We start from the raw sequence: 14,501 nt of genomic DNA, 5'->3' as shown, positions 1-14,501 counted from the left end.
CGGCGCGGACTACGCTGGGTGCGTGAGCACTCAACGGGTATTCGTCGCGCGTCTTGCCGGATGCGCCGTCTTCGACCCCGTGGGCGACCGGCTCGGCAAGGTCCGGGACGTCGTCGTCGTGTATCGAAGTACCGCGGCACCGCGCGTGATCGGCCTGGTGGTCGAGATCCCCGGCCGCCGACATGTGTTCCTGTCGATCGGGCGAGTCACCTCGATCCGCTCAGGGCAGGTCATCACGACCGGTCTCATCAACGTCCGCCGCTTCCAACCGCGGCCGGGCGAGGTCCGCGTGCTCGCCGAGCTGCTCGGTCGGCGCATCCGCTTCGTCGACGGGGACGGATCCGCGGTCATCGAGGACGTCGCGATCGAACCGAACCGTCTCGGCGAATGGAGCATCACCCAGCTGTTCCTGCGCAAGCCGAAGACCAGCGCCTCCCCTTTCGCCAAGGGACCGACGGCCTTCGCCGCCTGGAACGAGGTCGACGAGGAGCGCGCACCCGGGGAAGCCCAGTCCGCGGAACAGCTGGTCGCGTCGTACTCCGAACTGCACGCCGCTGACCTCGCCAACACGCTGCTCGATCTGCCGCAGCAGCGCATGATCGAGGTCGCGGAGGAGCTGCCGGACGATCGTCTCGCCGATGCACTCGAGGAGATGCCCGAGGACGAGCAGGTGCACATCCTCGACCGGCTCGGCGACGAGCGCGCCGCCGACATCCTCGACCAGATGGAGCCGGACGACGCCGCCGACCTGCTCGCTCAGCTGCCGAAGAAGCGCCTCGAGCAGCTCCTCGAGCTCATGGAGCCGGAAGAGGCCGAGGACGTCCGCACCCTGCTCTCGTACGGTCAGGACACCGCCGGCGGTCTCATGACCACCGAACCGATCATCCTGTCGGCGGACGCGACCGTGGCCGAGGCTCTGGCGCTGATCCGGCGGCATGAGCTGCACCCGGCGCTCGCGGCAGCGGTCTTCGTCACGCTGCCGCCGTTCGAAACGCCCACCGGACGCCTGCTGGGTGTCGTGCACTTCCAGCGGATGCTGCGCTACCCGCCGCACGAACGACTGGGCGCGATCGTCGACGACACCATGGAGTCCGTGCTCGCGACCGCGTCGGCCGCCGAGGTCGCGCGCATGCTGGCCAGCTACGACCTGGTGTCGATTCCTGTCGTGGATGCCGCGCATCGCCTCGTCGGGGCGATCAGCATCGACGACGTGCTCGACTACCTGCTGCCGGACGACTGGCGATCGCATGACATCGAGGAGCCAGCGGACGGAGGCGGACGATGATGGCCCGCAGCTCTCGCACCGGGCTGGACGCGCCGCTCGGGCGCGGCACGGTCCGCCAGCGTCCCACGTCGCGCGACCGCTTCGGCCGCTTCACCGAGTGGGTCGCGCGCGCGATGGGCACTCCGGCCTTCCTGCTCATCCTGTCGCTGTTCTGCGTGATCTGGATCGCGTGGAACACGCTGATGCCCGAGAACCTGCGCTTCGATGACGCGGCGCTCGGCTTCACCGCTCTGACCCTCATGCTCTCGCTTCAAGCGTCGTACGCGGCCCCCCTGATCCTCCTCGCGCAGAACCGCCAGGACGACCGCGACCGGGTGCAGATCGAGCAGGACCGTCAGCGGGCGGAGCGCAATCTCGCCGACACCGAGTACCTGGCTCGCGAGATCGTCGCGCTGCGGCTGTCGCTCGAGGAGCGCAACGCGCAGGTCGTCACGCGCGACGTGCTGCGGCAGGAGCTGCGGTCGCTGCTCGCCGAGCTCGAGGACGACGGCTCAGACGCCCCGGATGCCGGTCACGACGCTTCTTCGCCGCGCACCGGCCCCCTCTCGACCCGGCGTCCGCGGCGATGACGGCCGAGCAGGTCCGCCGTGCCGTCGAGGCCGTCACCGACCCTGAGCTGCGCCGGCCGATCGGCGAACTCGACATGGTGCGCGACATCGCCGTCGAGGACGGTCTCGCCCGCGTCGGGATCGTGCTGACGATCGTCGGATGCCCGGCAGCGAATCGCATCGAGTCGGATGTGCGCACGGCCGCGGCATCCGTTCCGGGTGTCGATGACGTCGAGGTGTCCGTCGGCGTCATGACGCCGGATGAGCGCAAAGCCCTCACCGAGAGGCTCAGGGCGGGCCGCCCGGCACGCCAGATGCCTTTCGGACCGGACTCGCTCACGCGTGTCATCCTCGTCTCCAGCGGCAAGGGCGGTGTCGGCAAGTCGACCGTGACCGCCAACCTCGCCGTCGCGCTGGCCGACCGCGGCCTCGCGGTCGGACTCGTGGATGCCGATGTGCACGGCTTCTCGATCCCCGGGCTCCTCGGCATCCCCGGGGGCACACAGCCCACCCGGATCGACGACCTCATGCTGCCGCCCGTCGCGCACGGCGTGAAGACGATCTCGATCGGCATGTTCCTCCGCGACGGCGAATCCGTCGTCGCCTGGCGGGGGCCCATGCTGCACCGCACGGTTCAGCAGTTCCTCACCGACGTCTTCTTCGGCGACCTGGATGTGCTCCTCATCGACATGCCGCCGGGCACGGGAGACATCGCGATCTCGATCGGACAGCTGCTCCCCCATGCCGAGGTGCTCGTGGTGACGACTCCGCAGGCCGCGGCATCCGAGGTCGCGATCCGCAGCGGACTCGTGGCGCGCCAGACCGGCCAGAGGGTCATCGGTGTGGTCGAGAACATGGCCGCTTTCGCGCTGCCGGACGGCACCGTGATCGACCTGTTCGGCTCGGGTGGAGGCGCGGAAGTCGCGCAGGCGCTGTCCACGTCGACGGAGCAGGTCGAGCTCCTGGCCTCGATTCCGCTGAGTCCTGCGCTGCGCGCAGGTGGGGACGCAGGCACCCCGGTCGTGCAGGCGGATCCGGCGGATGCGGCGGCATCCGCGATCGATGCCCTCGCGCAGCGCATCGTGACGAAGGGACGCGGCCTCGCCGGCCGTTCCCTTCCGTTCGCGTCGGCCTGACCCGGCGCGAGAGAATGGCTGGGTGACCGATGCACCCCGATACGTTCAGGTCGACCGCGATCTGCTGACCCGCATGTCCCGCGACGCGACGATCTTCTTGCTCACCCGGCCGCTCTCGATCTTCGTCTGGGTGCTGCTCGGCGTCGGTCTCGTGTGGAGCCTGATCCCGTTCATCACGGCGCTGACCGCGGCTCCGTCGCAGGCGGGGCGCCTCGTCGTCATGCCGGCGCTGTTCGCCGGGCTCATGGTGCTGTACGTGCTGTTCACGGCGGCGAGCGTGCGGCGCTCGCTCACCAGCGCGATGCCGGAGGGGACGAGCGTGTCGGTCAGGGTCGGCGCGAACGAACTGCGCGTGGAGAGCGCGCGGGGCACCTCGCGCATACCCTTCACGGGCTTTCGCCGCATGAAGGCCGGTCGTGATGCGGTCATGCTGCAACTGCGCAGCAGTTCGGCGATGACGGCGCTCCCCCGCGCCGTGGTGTCGGATGCCGACATCGAACACCTGCGCGAGAAGATAGGCTGAGCGGCAGACCGGTTGGGTCAGGTGGATTCGGGGTCGTACGGCGGCGGGCTCGTCCGCGTGAAGACGGGGGTGACCCGCGGTGTGATCGGATCGATCGGCGTCGCGGCGATCGCGGTGGCCGTCGCAGCGGCGGTCGCGGTGGCGGATGACGCGATCGGTGCGGGCGCGGCATCCTCGAACAGCGCGTCGCGGATGATGCGGCGGGGGTCGTACTGACGCGGGTCGAGCTTTCGCCAGTCGACATCCGCGACGTCCGGCCCCATCTCCTCCTGCACACGGCTCTTGGTGTCGCGCAGCAGTTCGCCACCGCGGCGCACGAGCTTCGCGAACTGCTCGGCGTAGTGCGGCAGCCGTTCAGGTCCGATCAGCAGCACGGCGATCAGACCGATCACCAGCAGCTTCTCGAAGTCGAGTCCGAAGCCCATGCGACAAGGCTACCCCGCCGCGCCTGTCCGCCGAGTACGCGGCATGCGCCTAATCTGAAGAGGGGAACGAGCAGTACGGGAGAAGTCATGAGCGAGCACGACGCCAACGCGCGATACATTCGCGAGGCCACCGCCGAGCCGGACGCCATCGCCCGCGCCCGCGCCCGCGCCGACGAGATCGGCGCGGCCCCCATCAGCGCGCTCGTCGGTGCGCAGTACGCCGTGCTCGCCGCCGCGGTGAACGCGAAGACGATCGTGGAGATCGGCACCGGCGCCGGCGTCTCGGGGCTCTGGCTGCTGCGCGGTGCGCCGCATGCGGTCCTCACCTCGATCGACAACGAGCCGGAGCACCTGGCCGCTGCCCGTCAGGCGTTCGCCGATGCGCGCATCCCCACCACCCGTGCCCGATTCATCACCGGTCGGGCCACCGACGTGCTGCCGCGGATGAACGAGGGCTCCTACGACATCGTTCTCGTCGACGCCGACGCCGACAACGTCATCGAGTACGTCGAGCACGGACTGCGGCTTGTGCGCACCGGGGGCATCGTCCTGGTGCCCCGCATCCTCGTCGGCGGCAAGGTCGCCGACCCCGTTCAGCGCGATGCGGTCACCGCCGCCTACCGGTCTCTCATCCAGGAGACGCAGCAGTCCCAGGCCGTGCTGGCATCGATCTCGTCGTCCGGCGAAGGACTGCTGCAGCTGATCAGCGTCACCGAAGCCGACTGACCCGCAGACACGGAAAGGGCGGCGGATCCCAGGATCCGCCGCCCTTTGTCGTCCCGCTGGATACGGGAAGAGGACTCAGGCGCTCACGACGGCTGCGAGCACGTCGTGAAGCTCCTTCGCTTCGGCGTCGTTCACGGAAACGACCAGACGGCCGCCGCCTTCGAGCGGAACACGCACGATGATGAGGCGCCCCTCCTTAACGGCCTCCATGGGTCCGTCTCCAGTCCTCGGCTTCATCGCTGCCATCGTGGCTCCTTTTCCTCGGTGGTATGCATCAAGTTTATCGGTAGCCCCGGGACCCTGTGTCCGCGCTGAGAGAATCTGTCATGAACAAGCGTCACGGAACCTGCCAGAACGTGTTCCCGAGGGCGTACACGTGGTAGATCCACACCCACTGGCCGATGAGGCACGCCGCGAGCACCGCCAGCCGGGATCCGAGCCGGCGCGGTACGACCGCACCCCACAACGGGCTGAGCGGCAGGAGCAGCCGGAACGTGGAGGACTGCGGGAAGAAGACCGCGAGCAGGTACAGCAGATAGCTCGCGCTCCACAGGCGGACGTCGACGCCCAGCCGGCGGACCGACGGTGCGAACAGCAGCGCGGCGGCGATCGCGGCCACCAGCACCGCAAGAACGATCGGACCCCACCAGCCGGGCATCCCCCAGTGGGCGAACCAGAAGGATGCCGCCTCGACCCACCCCTGGAACGGCACGAAACCGGACTCGCCCATGCCCCAGGCGCGCCGCCAGGCGAGTTCGGTCGCCAGATACGACCCCGCATCACCCGTGACGATCCCCGCGATCGCCTGCCAGGCGAAACCCGTGACGGTCGCGAGCGCGCCGAGCGCGATGATGTGCGCGATCTCCCGTCCGGCCAGAGACTCACGGGCACGGCGCACCCAGCGCGCGATCCCGTGGAGCCCGAGGAACAGGGCGAATGCCAGGATTCCTGGGCGGGTGAAGGCCATCAGCGGGATCAGAAGGTACAGGATGCCGTAGCGCCGCCGCTGCACGGCATCCAGCGCGAACAGCAGCATCATGAGGAAGAGCGCCTCGGCGTACCCCACCTGGAACAGTGCGGCCAGCGGGCCGGATGCGAAGAATGCGACGGCCCACAGCGCGGACGCAGAGCCGATGCGATCGCGCAGCAGGCGGTGCAGCGCGATGCAGGCGAAGTAGCCGGCGACGAGCGAGATCACCAGCGCTCCGGCCCCCCACGATCCCAGCGGCAGGCCGAGGATCTTGGCGGCGTATGCGTATACCGGCATGAACGCCCAGGCATTCTCGGCGACGTCCCCCGCCTCCGTGAGCGGCAGATCGGACGGGTACCCGTCCACAGCCACCAGCCAGTACCACTGCGCGTCCCAGCCGATCACGAAGTCGGCGATCCCGGCATCCGCTCCGTAGCGCGACGCCGGGCCGGACAGCATGGCCGCGAGCGCGAGCAGGCCCGTCGTTGTGAGGCGCGCGACGATGTAGATCGCCGCGATGCGCGCGGCGAGCGGGGTCTGCGCCCAGCCCCTGGCCGGCGTCAGGCTCCGGTCAGCCACGCGCGCAGGCCGCGTTCGACGGCGTCGATCTGAGCGGTGGGCACACGTTCCTGGTCGTGGTGCGCGAGGAGGGGGTCACCGGGTCCGTAGTTCACGGCCGGCACCCCGAGAGCGGAGAAGCGCGCGACGTCTGTCCACCCGTACTTCGGGCGCGGCTCCGCGCCGACGGCTGCGACGAACTGCTGCGCGATCGGGGCGTCCAGTCCCGGACGCGCGCCCTCGGCGGAATCCGTGATCTCGACCTCGAATCCGTCCAGCACCTTGCGCACGTGCGCTGCGGCATCCGCTGCGGTCTTGCTCGGCGCGAAACGGTAGTTGACCTCCACCTCGCACAGGTCGGGGATGACGTTGCCCGCGACGCCGCCCGTGATGCGCACCGCGCTGAGGCTCTCCCGATAGACCAGGCCCTCGACGGCGACCTCCTTCGCACGGTACTCGGCCAGGCGGGCGAGGATCGGGGCCGCTCCGTGGATCGCGTTCTCGCCCACCCAGGCGCGGGCGCTGTGCGCTCGCATCCCGTGGGTGCGCACGACGGCGCGCAGCGTTCCGTTGCAGCCGCCCTCGACCTGCCCGTTGGACGGCTCGCCCAGGATGGCGAAGTCCGCCTGGAACAGATCGGGCCGATCGGCGGAGAGCAGGTTGAGCCCGTTGAGTGTCGCCGCGACCTCCTCGTTGTCGTACCACATCCACGTGATGTCGACGAGGGGATCGGTCACCTCGGCCGCGAGCTTGAGCTGCACCCCGACGCCGGCCTTCATGTCGACGGTTCCTCGACCCCAGAGGTGCGGTTCGCCGTCGATGTCGAGGTCCCTCGTGGGCAGATTGTCGTTGATCGGCACGGTGTCGATGTGCCCGGCGATGACGACGCGCTGTGCGCGCCCCAGGTCCGTTCGCGCGACGATCGTGTTGCCGTGCCGGATGACCTCGAGGTGCGCGAGCGGCCGAATCGCCGCCTCGATCGCATCGGCAAGATCGGCCTCGGCACCCGAGACGCTGGGCATGTCGCAGATCGCCCTGGTGATGTCGAGCGAGGAGGCGGTGAGATCGAGTGCCATGCTCTCAGCCTACGGCGCACGCGAGCGGGACGTGTCGTACGGCCGCGGGCCCTGGCACGGTAGCGTTGTCCCATGAGCAATGCGCGCACGGTATGGGGTGTCGGACTGTCCACGATCGCACACGACGGCACGGTTCTGGACGCCTGGTATCCGGAGGTCGGCTTCGGAGAACTGGATGCCGCGGACGCCGTCGCCGCTGTCGCGACGTGGGATGCGCTGGCCGAGCCGGATGAGCGACGCAACGTCCGCACCGAACTGGTTCAGACGCAGATCGATCTCGATGAGGCGCCGGCGTCGACCGCAGACGCGTATCTCCGCCTGCACGCGCTGTCGCACCTGCTCGTCCAGCCGAACGACCTGAATCTGGACGGCATCTTCGGGCACCTGCCGAACAACGCCTGGACCTCTGCCGGCCCCATGCTCCCGGCCGATGCTGCCCGGTTGCGGCCGCTGCTGCTGCGCAACGGCATCCAGGTGCAGGGGCTCGACAAGTTCCCCCGTCTGACGGACTACGTGCTCCCCGAGGGCGTCCGCATCGCTGATGCCTCCCGCGTGCGCCTCGGCGCGCATATGTCCCCCGGGACCACGGTCATGCACGAGGGATTCGTGAACTTCAATGCCGGCACGCTCGGGCCGGTCATGGTCGAGGGACGCATCTCGCAGGGCGTCGTCGTCGGGGCCAACAGCGACATCGGTGCGGGAGCTTCGATCATGGGCACCCTGTCTGGCGGCGGCACCGTGCGCGTCTCGATCGGCGAGCGCTCGCTGCTCGGCGCGAACGCGGGAATCGGCATCGCGCTCGGCGACGACTGCGTCGTCGAGGCCGGTCTGTATGTGACCGCGGGGTCGAAGGTCGTGCTGGCCGACGGCCCGAAGACCGCGGAGGGCGGCAAGAAGACCGTCAAGGCCGCGGAGCTCAGCGGCCGCGACGGCATCCTCTTCTGGCGCAACTCGGTCACCGGAGCCATCGAGGCAAAGCAACGCGCGGGTGTCGGCGTGACCCTGAACGAGGCTCTGCACGCCTGATACGCCTCCCGCATCCTGCAGGGGATTCGCGATCATGCAGTGCGGATCCGGGCCTGGAGCACCTGCAGTGCTGCCAGTCCCTGCCGCATGCGGATGCGGTCATACGCGGACTGGTAGGCTGGTCACTGTTGTCCGTGCCGCCGGCCGAACAACGTCGTCGTCGTCACGGGGTCTCTGAGGACCGAACGCGAGCCGCAACGCTCCCACCACCAGCATTCGTCTGGCCTTTCGAACGGCGAACCGATGCGCTCACTGCGCCGTCGCCACCCTCAACCCTTATCGTGCGCCGCTTCGGCGCGTGACGGAGTACCACTATGCCTACTTTTCTCGAACTCGGCGTTCCCGCGCCCCTCGCAGCCGTGCTGGCTGCTGATGGCAAGACCGAGGCGTTCGCGATCCAGCGCGACACCCTCCCCGACTCGCTCGCCGGTCGCGACCTGCTCGGCCGCGGACGCACCGGCAGCGGCAAGACGATCGCCTTCGCGCTCCCCCTCGTCGCCCGCCTGTCCGCCTCGAACACCCGCACGCGCCCCGGGCACCCGCGCGGTCTCGTGCTGGCACCGACCCGCGAACTCGCCACCCAGATCGCCGCGACCGTCGCGCCGCTGGCGAAGGCCGCCGGCCTCACGGTCGCCACGATCTTCGGCGGCGTCAGCCAGCGCCCGCAGGAGCAGGCGCTGCGCAGCGGAGTCGACATCATCGTCGCCTGCCCCGGTCGCCTGGAAGACCTCATGAAGCAGAAGATCGCGTTCATGGATGCCGTGGAGATCGCCGTCCTCGACGAGGCCGACCACATGGCCGATCTCGGCTTCCTGCCCGGTGTCACCCGCATCCTCACGGCGACGCCCGCCGGCGGCCAGCGCCTGCTGTTCAGCGCGACGCTGGACCGCGGCATCGACTCGCTCGCGCGCCGATTCCTCGTGAAGCCGGTCAGCCACGAGGTCGACGAGGCCAGCGTCCCCGTCGGCGAGATGACCCACCGCGTGCTGCTCGCCGACGCCGAGCGCAAGAAGACGCTCGTCAACGAGCTGGCGTCCGGTCTCGGCCGACGCATCCTCTTCACGCGCACCAAGCACCAGGCGAAGAAGCTCGCCAAGGCACTCACCGCCGCGGGCATCCCTGCGGTCGACCTGCACGGCAACCTGTCGCAGAACGCTCGCGAGCGCAACCTCGCCGCGTTCTCGTCCGATCCCGCTGATGGCGGCGTCCGCGTCCTCGTCGCCACCGATGTGGCCGCCCGCGGTGTCCACGTCGACAACGTGGACCTCGTGGTGCACGTCGACCCGCCCGTCGAGCACAAGGCGTACCTGCACCGCTCCGGTCGCACCGCACGCGCCGGCGCCGCAGGAACCGTCGTCACGGTCGTGCTGCCCGAGCAGCGCCGCGACGTGAAGGACCTGCTGCGCAAGGCGCAGATCGACGCCGCACTCGAGCCGGTCACCGACGAGATCGTCGACGGCCTCGTGGGCGATCGCGCCGCATACGTGAAGCCTGCCCCGGTTCAGCAGCAGACGCAGGCCGGCGGTCAGCGCAAGCCTCAGGGCGGCGGATCACGCGGCGGTCAGTCGCAGGGCGGCCAGCGCGGCGGCCAGAAGCAGGCGGGCTCGCGCTCGGGCGGCGGACGCGGGCAGGGCGGTCGCAACGCGGCATCCGGATCCGCGCGCAGCGATGTCCCCCGTGGCGGCTCCGTCTCGCGGTACTCGAGCGAGAGCGGCTCGCACGCCCCGGCATCCGGTCAGCAGCGCAGCAACCAGCGCCGCCGCGCGCAGCGTCCGTCCAGCGCACCGCGCGCCTGACACCGAGACACGAAAAGCCGCTTCCCTCACGGGAAGCGGCTTTTTCGCTGTGCGGGCTGGGATCAGCGCGTCGGGAACGCGCGCTCCGGCGCCCCGGTGTACAGCTGCTGCGGGCGGCCGATCTTGGTCTGCGGGTCGAGGTTCAGCTCGCGCCACTGCGCCAGCCATCCGGGCAGGCGGCCGATCGCGAACAGCACCGTGAACATGCGAGTGGGGAATCCCATGGCCTTGTAGATCACGCCGGTGTAGAAGTCGACGTTCGGGTAGAGGCGCCGTTCGACGAAGTAGTCGTCCGCGAGGGCGATCTCCTCGAGTTCCTTGGCGAGATCCAGCAGCGGGTCGCTGACGCCGAGCGAGGCGAGCACCTCGTCGGCGGCGTTCTTGACGAGCTTCGCACGCGGGTCGTAGTTCTTGTAGACGCGGTGTCCGAAGCCCATGAGCTTCACGCCGTCTTCCTTGTTCTTGACGCGCTCCACGAAGCGCTGCACGCTCTGACCGGACTCGCGGATCTGACCGAGCATGGTCAGCACCGCCTCGTTCGCACCGCCGTGCAGGGGCCCTGAGAGCGCCTGGATGCCGGCCGAGATCGAGGCGAACTGGTTGGCGCCGGTCGAGCCGACCAGACGAACGGTCGAGGTGGACGCGTTCTGCTCGTGGTCCTCGTGCAGGATCAGCAGCAGCTCGAGTGCCTTCGACATCACCGGGTTGACCTCGTACGGCTCGCTGTGGACGCCGAAGTTGAGCTTGAGGAAGTTGTCGACGAAGCTCAGCGAGTTGTCCGGGTACAGGAAGGCCTGCCCGACGCTCTTCTTGTGCGCGTAGGCCGCGATGACCGGCAGCTTCGCCAGCATGCGGACCATGTTGAGCTCGACGTGCTCCGGGTTGTTCGGGTCGGTCTGGCCCTCGTAGTACGTGGACAGCGCCGCGACGGCCGACGACAGCACCGACATCGGGTGCGCCGTGTGCGGCAGCGCCGAGAAGAAGTGCTTGAGGTCCTCGTGCAGCAGCGTGTGGCGGCGGATGCGCTCGTCGAAGTCGGCCAGCTCGGCCGGCGTCGGCAGCTCGCCGTAGATGAGCAGCCATGCCACCTCGAGGTAGCTGCAGTTCTTCGCGATCTCCTCGATCGGGTACCCGCGGTAGCGGAGGATGCCCTGGTCGCCGTCGATGAACGTGATCGCCGACTTCGTCGACGCCGTGTTCACGAACCCGTAGTCGAGGCCGGTGTATCCGGTCTGACGGGTCAGCGTCGAGAAGTCGATGCTGTTGTTGCCGCCCGTGCCGCGTACCACCGGGAACTCTGCCGTGGTTCCGTCGATCGAAAGCGTCGCCTTCGGCTGCTGGTCTCCCGTCGCGCTCACGCGGGCCTCCTCTTACGTCTGTGTCGACCGTGTTGGTCTTGCTCGTCGATTCACGGCGTCGTGCGCCGCGGCAGATCTCGACCGAATCGCCATTACAGCCTAGTGCGCACTCCGGCCTACTGTGACATCCACCAAGAGATGCACGCCCGGGATGCCGATATCTACAGGCCCGCGGCGTGCAGCCGTCGCGCCGCCTCGGCGACCCGTTCCACCGGTGCCGTGAGAGCGAGGCGGATGTGCTCGGTCGAGCTCTCGCCGTAGAAGGGTCCAGGACCCGCGAGGATGCCGAGGTCGGCCATGCGCGCCATCGACTCCCACGCATCACGACCCTCGGTGACCCACAGGTACAGCCCGGCCTCGGAACCGTCGACGCGGAAGCCCGCGGCGGCGACGGCTGGCACGAGCAGGTCGCGCCGCTCGCGATACAGGCCCTTCTGCGCCGCGACGTGCGCGTCGTCGCCCAGCGCGACGGCCATGGCGTGCTGCACGGGGGCCGGTGGCATGAGTCCCAGGTGCTTGCGCGCGGTGAGCAGATCGGCGACGATGCGAGCGCACCCGGCGACGAACGCGGCGCGGTACCCCGCGAGGTTGGACTGCTTGCTCAGCGAGTAGACGCTCAGCAGGTTCGCCCTGCTGCCCCCGGTGACCCGAGGGTCGAGCACGGACGGGATCGGCTCGGTCGCCCATGCGCCGTCCCAGCCGAGTTCGGCGTAGCACTCGTCGCTGGCCAGAACGGCGCCGATCTCGCGGGCACGCCGCACCGCAGCCGCCAGCTCGTCGACGGTCCAGGTGTGCCCGTCGGGGTTGCCAGGGGTGTTGATCCAGATGAGCTTGGCGCCCTCCGGCCAGTCGGCCGGATCGTCGGCGCGCACTGGAGTCGCACCGACCACGCGCGCACCGACCTCGTAGGTGGGGTAGGCGACGGTCGGGTGCACGACGATGTCGCCTTCGCCGAGCCCGAGCAGGGTCGGCAGCAGGGCGACGAGCTCCTTGGAGCCGATCGTCGGCAGCACGTTGTCCACTGTCAGATCCGGAACGCCGCGCCGGCGCGCGTACCAGTCAACGATCGCCTCGCGCAGCTTCGGAGTGCCGAGCGTCTGCGGGTAGGCGTGCGCGTCGGTGGCCTCGGCGAGGGCGGCGCGGATGATCTCCGGCGTCGGGTCGACCGGCGAACCGATCGAGAGATCGACCAGGCCGCCGGGATGCTGAGCTGCACGCTCACGCAACGGTACGACCGCGTCCCAGGGGTAGTCGGCCAGATCGTGGACCGACACCGTCACTCCCCCTGCGGGGGAAGGGCTGCCACGATCGGGTGGTCGAAGTCGTAGACGCCGACCTTGGCCGCGCCGCCGGGGGATCCGATCTCCTCGAAGAACTCGACGTTCGCCTTGTAGTAGTCGGTCCACTCCTCGGGGAGGTCGTCCTCGTAGTAGATCGCCTCGACCGGGCAGACCGGCTCGCAGGCGCCGCAGTCCACGCATTCATCCGGGTGGATGTAGAGCGAGCGCTCGCCCTCGTAGATGCAGTCCACAGGACACTCGTCGATGCAGGCGCGATCCTTCACATCGACACAGGGCAGAGCGATCACGTACGTCACTCCCCCAGTCTACGTCCCGTCGGAGGCGCGCTCCTCACGCTGCGGGCCGGGAGTGAACCGCGGCCACGCCACCGCGAGCAGGACAAGGCCGGCGACGAGGTAGATCCACACCCGGCCCCAGATCGTGTCGGCGACCACGACGGAACCACCGGGACCGACGCCGGAGATGAGCGTCACCATCCCCAGCATCCCGAGGCCGGCGGCCAGCGTCGACCCCCGATCGTGCGTGAGAGCACGGATCGCGACGAGGAGCGCGCCGCAGGCGATCGCGGCGATGATCAGCCCGACCGGCACCGGCCCCCAGGTCAGGTTGTGCGCGATGGTCCCCGCGATTCCGTACACACCGCCGACGACGGCAGCGGCGGCCCAGGAGAGGATGCGGGAGAGCCAGGTGTTCACCCCGCGAGTCTACTGGCGTCGTGCTCTGCGCCCGCTGGGCTCACGCCGCCCAGCCCGCCCACCGCAGCAGCGCGGCGACGGCCGCAGCGGCGAACACGACGACGAGGAACGACTGCCGCAGCCAGAGCAGCACCGCGGCGACCAGCACCGCCGGCACGCGGGCATCCACGACGATGGATTGTCCGTCGCCGAGCGTCTGCACCGCCACGAGAGCGGCCAGGAGGGCGACGGTGAGCAGATCCGATATCCGGGCCGGGCGCGGTGCGGCCAGAACGTGCGCCGGGATGAGATAACCGAATGCCTTGAGCGCGACGCAGATGCACGCGGCGAGGAGCACCGCGCTCCAGATGCTCATGGCTGCACCTCCCGCTCGCGATCGCCGTCGCGTTCCCCCCAGTTGAACCAGCCGACGACGATCGCGACGACCGCGGCGAGCAGCACCGGAATGCCGGGCATGAGCCACGGCGTGACGGATGCGGCGACGACGGCAGCCGCGACACCGACGGCCACGGCCTGCCGCTTCTTCAGCCGCGGCCAGAGCAGGGCGAGGAACGCGGCCGCCGCCGCGGCATCCAGGCCCCAGGCCTTCGGGTCGCCCAGAACGTCGCCGAGCAGCGCGCCGACGAGAGTCATGATGTTCCAGCCGACGAAGATGCCGATGCCGGTGACCCAGAAGCCGACGCGGCTCAACAGGGGATCCGACTGCGAGATGGCAACGGCTGTCGATTCATCGATCGTGAAGTGCGCCGCGGCCGTGCGCCGCCAGACGCCCCGGCCGATGATCGGCGACATGCGCATGCCGTAGGCGACGTTGCGCACCCCGAGGAGCGCGGCCGATGCGATCGCCGACGGCAGCGCAGAGACCCCGCCGGAGGCGAGGACCCCGATGAACGCGAACTGCGAGCCGCCGGTGAACATCACGAGGCTCAGCACGCAGGTCTGCCAGACGTCGAGTCCGGCTGCGACCGCGAGCGCCCCGAACGAGACGCCGTACGCGCTGGTCGCGAGGGCGACTCCGAGGCCCTCCCGCCAGACTTCGCGGGAGTTCTCGGTCGTCATCCCTTCATCCTAGGGGCGG

General features: G+C 69.6%; 17 protein-coding genes. 7 read left to right on the top strand and 10 right to left on the bottom strand.

What is annotated here, in order from left to right:
• The first annotated feature begins 22 nt into the window (after positions 1-22).
• Genes ACWAT3_RS13765 through ACWAT3_RS13750 form a run of 4 tightly spaced genes read left to right on the top strand, consistent with a single transcriptional unit; the run spans position 23 to position 3,492 of the window.
• Entirely contained in the window at positions 23-1,285 is a 1,263-nt protein-coding gene (locus ACWAT3_RS13765) for a magnesium transporter (protein WP_460799292.1), read from the top strand.
• On the top strand, positions 1,285-1,854 hold the full coding sequence (locus ACWAT3_RS13760) for a DUF1003 domain-containing protein (protein ID WP_460799290.1): 570 nt from the start codon (positions 1,285-1,287) through the stop codon (positions 1,852-1,854). Before ACWAT3_RS13765 ends, ACWAT3_RS13760 begins: the two co-directional genes overlap by 1 nt.
• Positions 1,851-2,969, top strand: a complete 1,119-nt coding sequence (locus ACWAT3_RS13755) for an Mrp/NBP35 family ATP-binding protein (RefSeq protein ID WP_460799289.1) — start codon at positions 1,851-1,853, stop codon at positions 2,967-2,969. Before ACWAT3_RS13760 ends, ACWAT3_RS13755 begins: the two co-directional genes overlap by 4 nt.
• A gap of 22 nt (positions 2,970-2,991) precedes the next feature.
• Positions 2,992-3,492 (top strand): YcxB family protein, encoded by a 501-nt coding sequence (locus ACWAT3_RS13750; RefSeq protein WP_460799287.1) that lies wholly within the window; start codon positions 2,992-2,994, stop codon positions 3,490-3,492.
• Positions 3,493-3,509: 17 nt separating this feature from the next.
• Here the strand turns inward: ACWAT3_RS13750 and ACWAT3_RS13745 are convergent, their stop codons facing one another.
• Positions 3,510-3,917, bottom strand: coding sequence for a Sec-independent protein translocase family protein (locus ACWAT3_RS13745; protein WP_460799285.1), 408 nt, complete (start codon positions 3,915-3,917; stop codon positions 3,510-3,512).
• A gap of 87 nt (positions 3,918-4,004) precedes the next feature.
• Here ACWAT3_RS13745 and ACWAT3_RS13740 point away from each other — a divergent pair, with 87 nt between their 5' ends.
• Complete coding sequence (locus ACWAT3_RS13740) at positions 4,005-4,643, top strand: O-methyltransferase (protein WP_460799283.1); 639 nt, start codon at positions 4,005-4,007, stop codon at positions 4,641-4,643.
• A 75-nt stretch (positions 4,644-4,718) separates the two neighbouring features.
• Here ACWAT3_RS13740 and ACWAT3_RS13735 read toward each other — a convergent pair whose 3' ends face one another.
• From ACWAT3_RS13735 to dapE, 3 genes are all read right to left on the bottom strand, one after another.
• Positions 4,719-4,889, bottom strand: a complete 171-nt coding sequence (locus tag ACWAT3_RS13735) for a DUF3117 domain-containing protein (RefSeq protein WP_099197008.1) — start codon at positions 4,887-4,889, stop codon at positions 4,719-4,721.
• A 91-nt stretch (positions 4,890-4,980) separates the two neighbouring features.
• Positions 4,981-6,192 carry a hypothetical protein gene (locus tag ACWAT3_RS13730; RefSeq protein ID WP_460799281.1) on the bottom strand — a complete coding sequence of 404 codons (1,212 nt, stop codon included), beginning with the start codon at positions 6,190-6,192 and terminating at the stop codon, positions 4,981-4,983.
• Positions 6,174-7,247 carry a succinyl-diaminopimelate desuccinylase gene (gene dapE / locus ACWAT3_RS13725; protein WP_460799279.1) on the bottom strand — a complete coding sequence of 358 codons (1,074 nt, stop codon included), beginning with the start codon at positions 7,245-7,247 and terminating at the stop codon, positions 6,174-6,176. Before dapE ends, ACWAT3_RS13730 begins: the two co-directional genes overlap by 19 nt.
• 72 nt (positions 7,248-7,319) lie before the next feature.
• Here dapE and dapD point away from each other — a divergent pair, with 72 nt between their 5' ends.
• Together dapD and ACWAT3_RS13715 are read left to right on the top strand one after the other, a co-directional pair.
• On the top strand, positions 7,320-8,273 hold the full coding sequence (gene dapD / locus ACWAT3_RS13720; RefSeq protein ID WP_460799277.1) for a 2,3,4,5-tetrahydropyridine-2,6-dicarboxylate N-succinyltransferase: 954 nt from the start codon (positions 7,320-7,322) through the stop codon (positions 8,271-8,273).
• Positions 8,274-8,587: 314 nt separating this feature from the next.
• Positions 8,588-10,069 (top strand): DEAD/DEAH box helicase, encoded by a 1,482-nt coding sequence (locus ACWAT3_RS13715; protein WP_460799275.1) that lies wholly within the window; start codon positions 8,588-8,590, stop codon positions 10,067-10,069.
• A 62-nt stretch (positions 10,070-10,131) separates the two neighbouring features.
• Here ACWAT3_RS13715 and ACWAT3_RS13710 read toward each other — a convergent pair whose 3' ends face one another.
• The 6 genes from ACWAT3_RS13710 to ACWAT3_RS13685 form a co-directional block, all read right to left on the bottom strand.
• Entirely contained in the window at positions 10,132-11,427 is a 1,296-nt protein-coding gene (locus ACWAT3_RS13710) for a citrate synthase (protein ID WP_460799273.1), read from the bottom strand.
• Between the two features lie 161 nt (positions 11,428-11,588).
• The gene (gene dapC / locus ACWAT3_RS13705) at positions 11,589-12,701 is read right to left on the bottom strand and encodes a succinyldiaminopimelate transaminase (RefSeq protein WP_460799272.1); all 1,113 of its coding nucleotides are present in this window, start codon (positions 12,699-12,701) and stop codon (positions 11,589-11,591) included.
• Positions 12,702-12,703: 2 nt separating this feature from the next.
• On the bottom strand, positions 12,704-13,024 hold the full coding sequence (gene fdxA / locus ACWAT3_RS13700; protein ID WP_120229204.1) for a ferredoxin: 321 nt from the start codon (positions 13,022-13,024) through the stop codon (positions 12,704-12,706).
• 9 nt (positions 13,025-13,033) lie between these two features.
• The gene (locus tag ACWAT3_RS13695) at positions 13,034-13,423 is read right to left on the bottom strand and encodes a histidinol dehydrogenase (protein WP_460799270.1); all 390 of its coding nucleotides are present in this window, start codon (positions 13,421-13,423) and stop codon (positions 13,034-13,036) included.
• A gap of 40 nt (positions 13,424-13,463) precedes the next feature.
• Positions 13,464-13,778, bottom strand: a complete 315-nt coding sequence (locus ACWAT3_RS13690; protein WP_429457088.1) for an AzlD domain-containing protein — start codon at positions 13,776-13,778, stop codon at positions 13,464-13,466.
• Positions 13,775-14,482 (bottom strand): AzlC family ABC transporter permease, encoded by a 708-nt coding sequence (locus tag ACWAT3_RS13685; protein WP_460799268.1) that lies wholly within the window; start codon positions 14,480-14,482, stop codon positions 13,775-13,777. The genes ACWAT3_RS13690 and ACWAT3_RS13685 overlap by 4 nt, the downstream gene beginning before the upstream one ends.
• Positions 14,483-14,501: the final 19 nt, after the last annotated feature.

The sequence above is a fragment of the Microbacterium sp. GXF0217 genome (assembly GCF_054798195.1).
The sequence above is the reverse complement of the archived record's forward strand: the minus strand, read 5'-3'. Positions and strand labels throughout refer to the sequence as shown.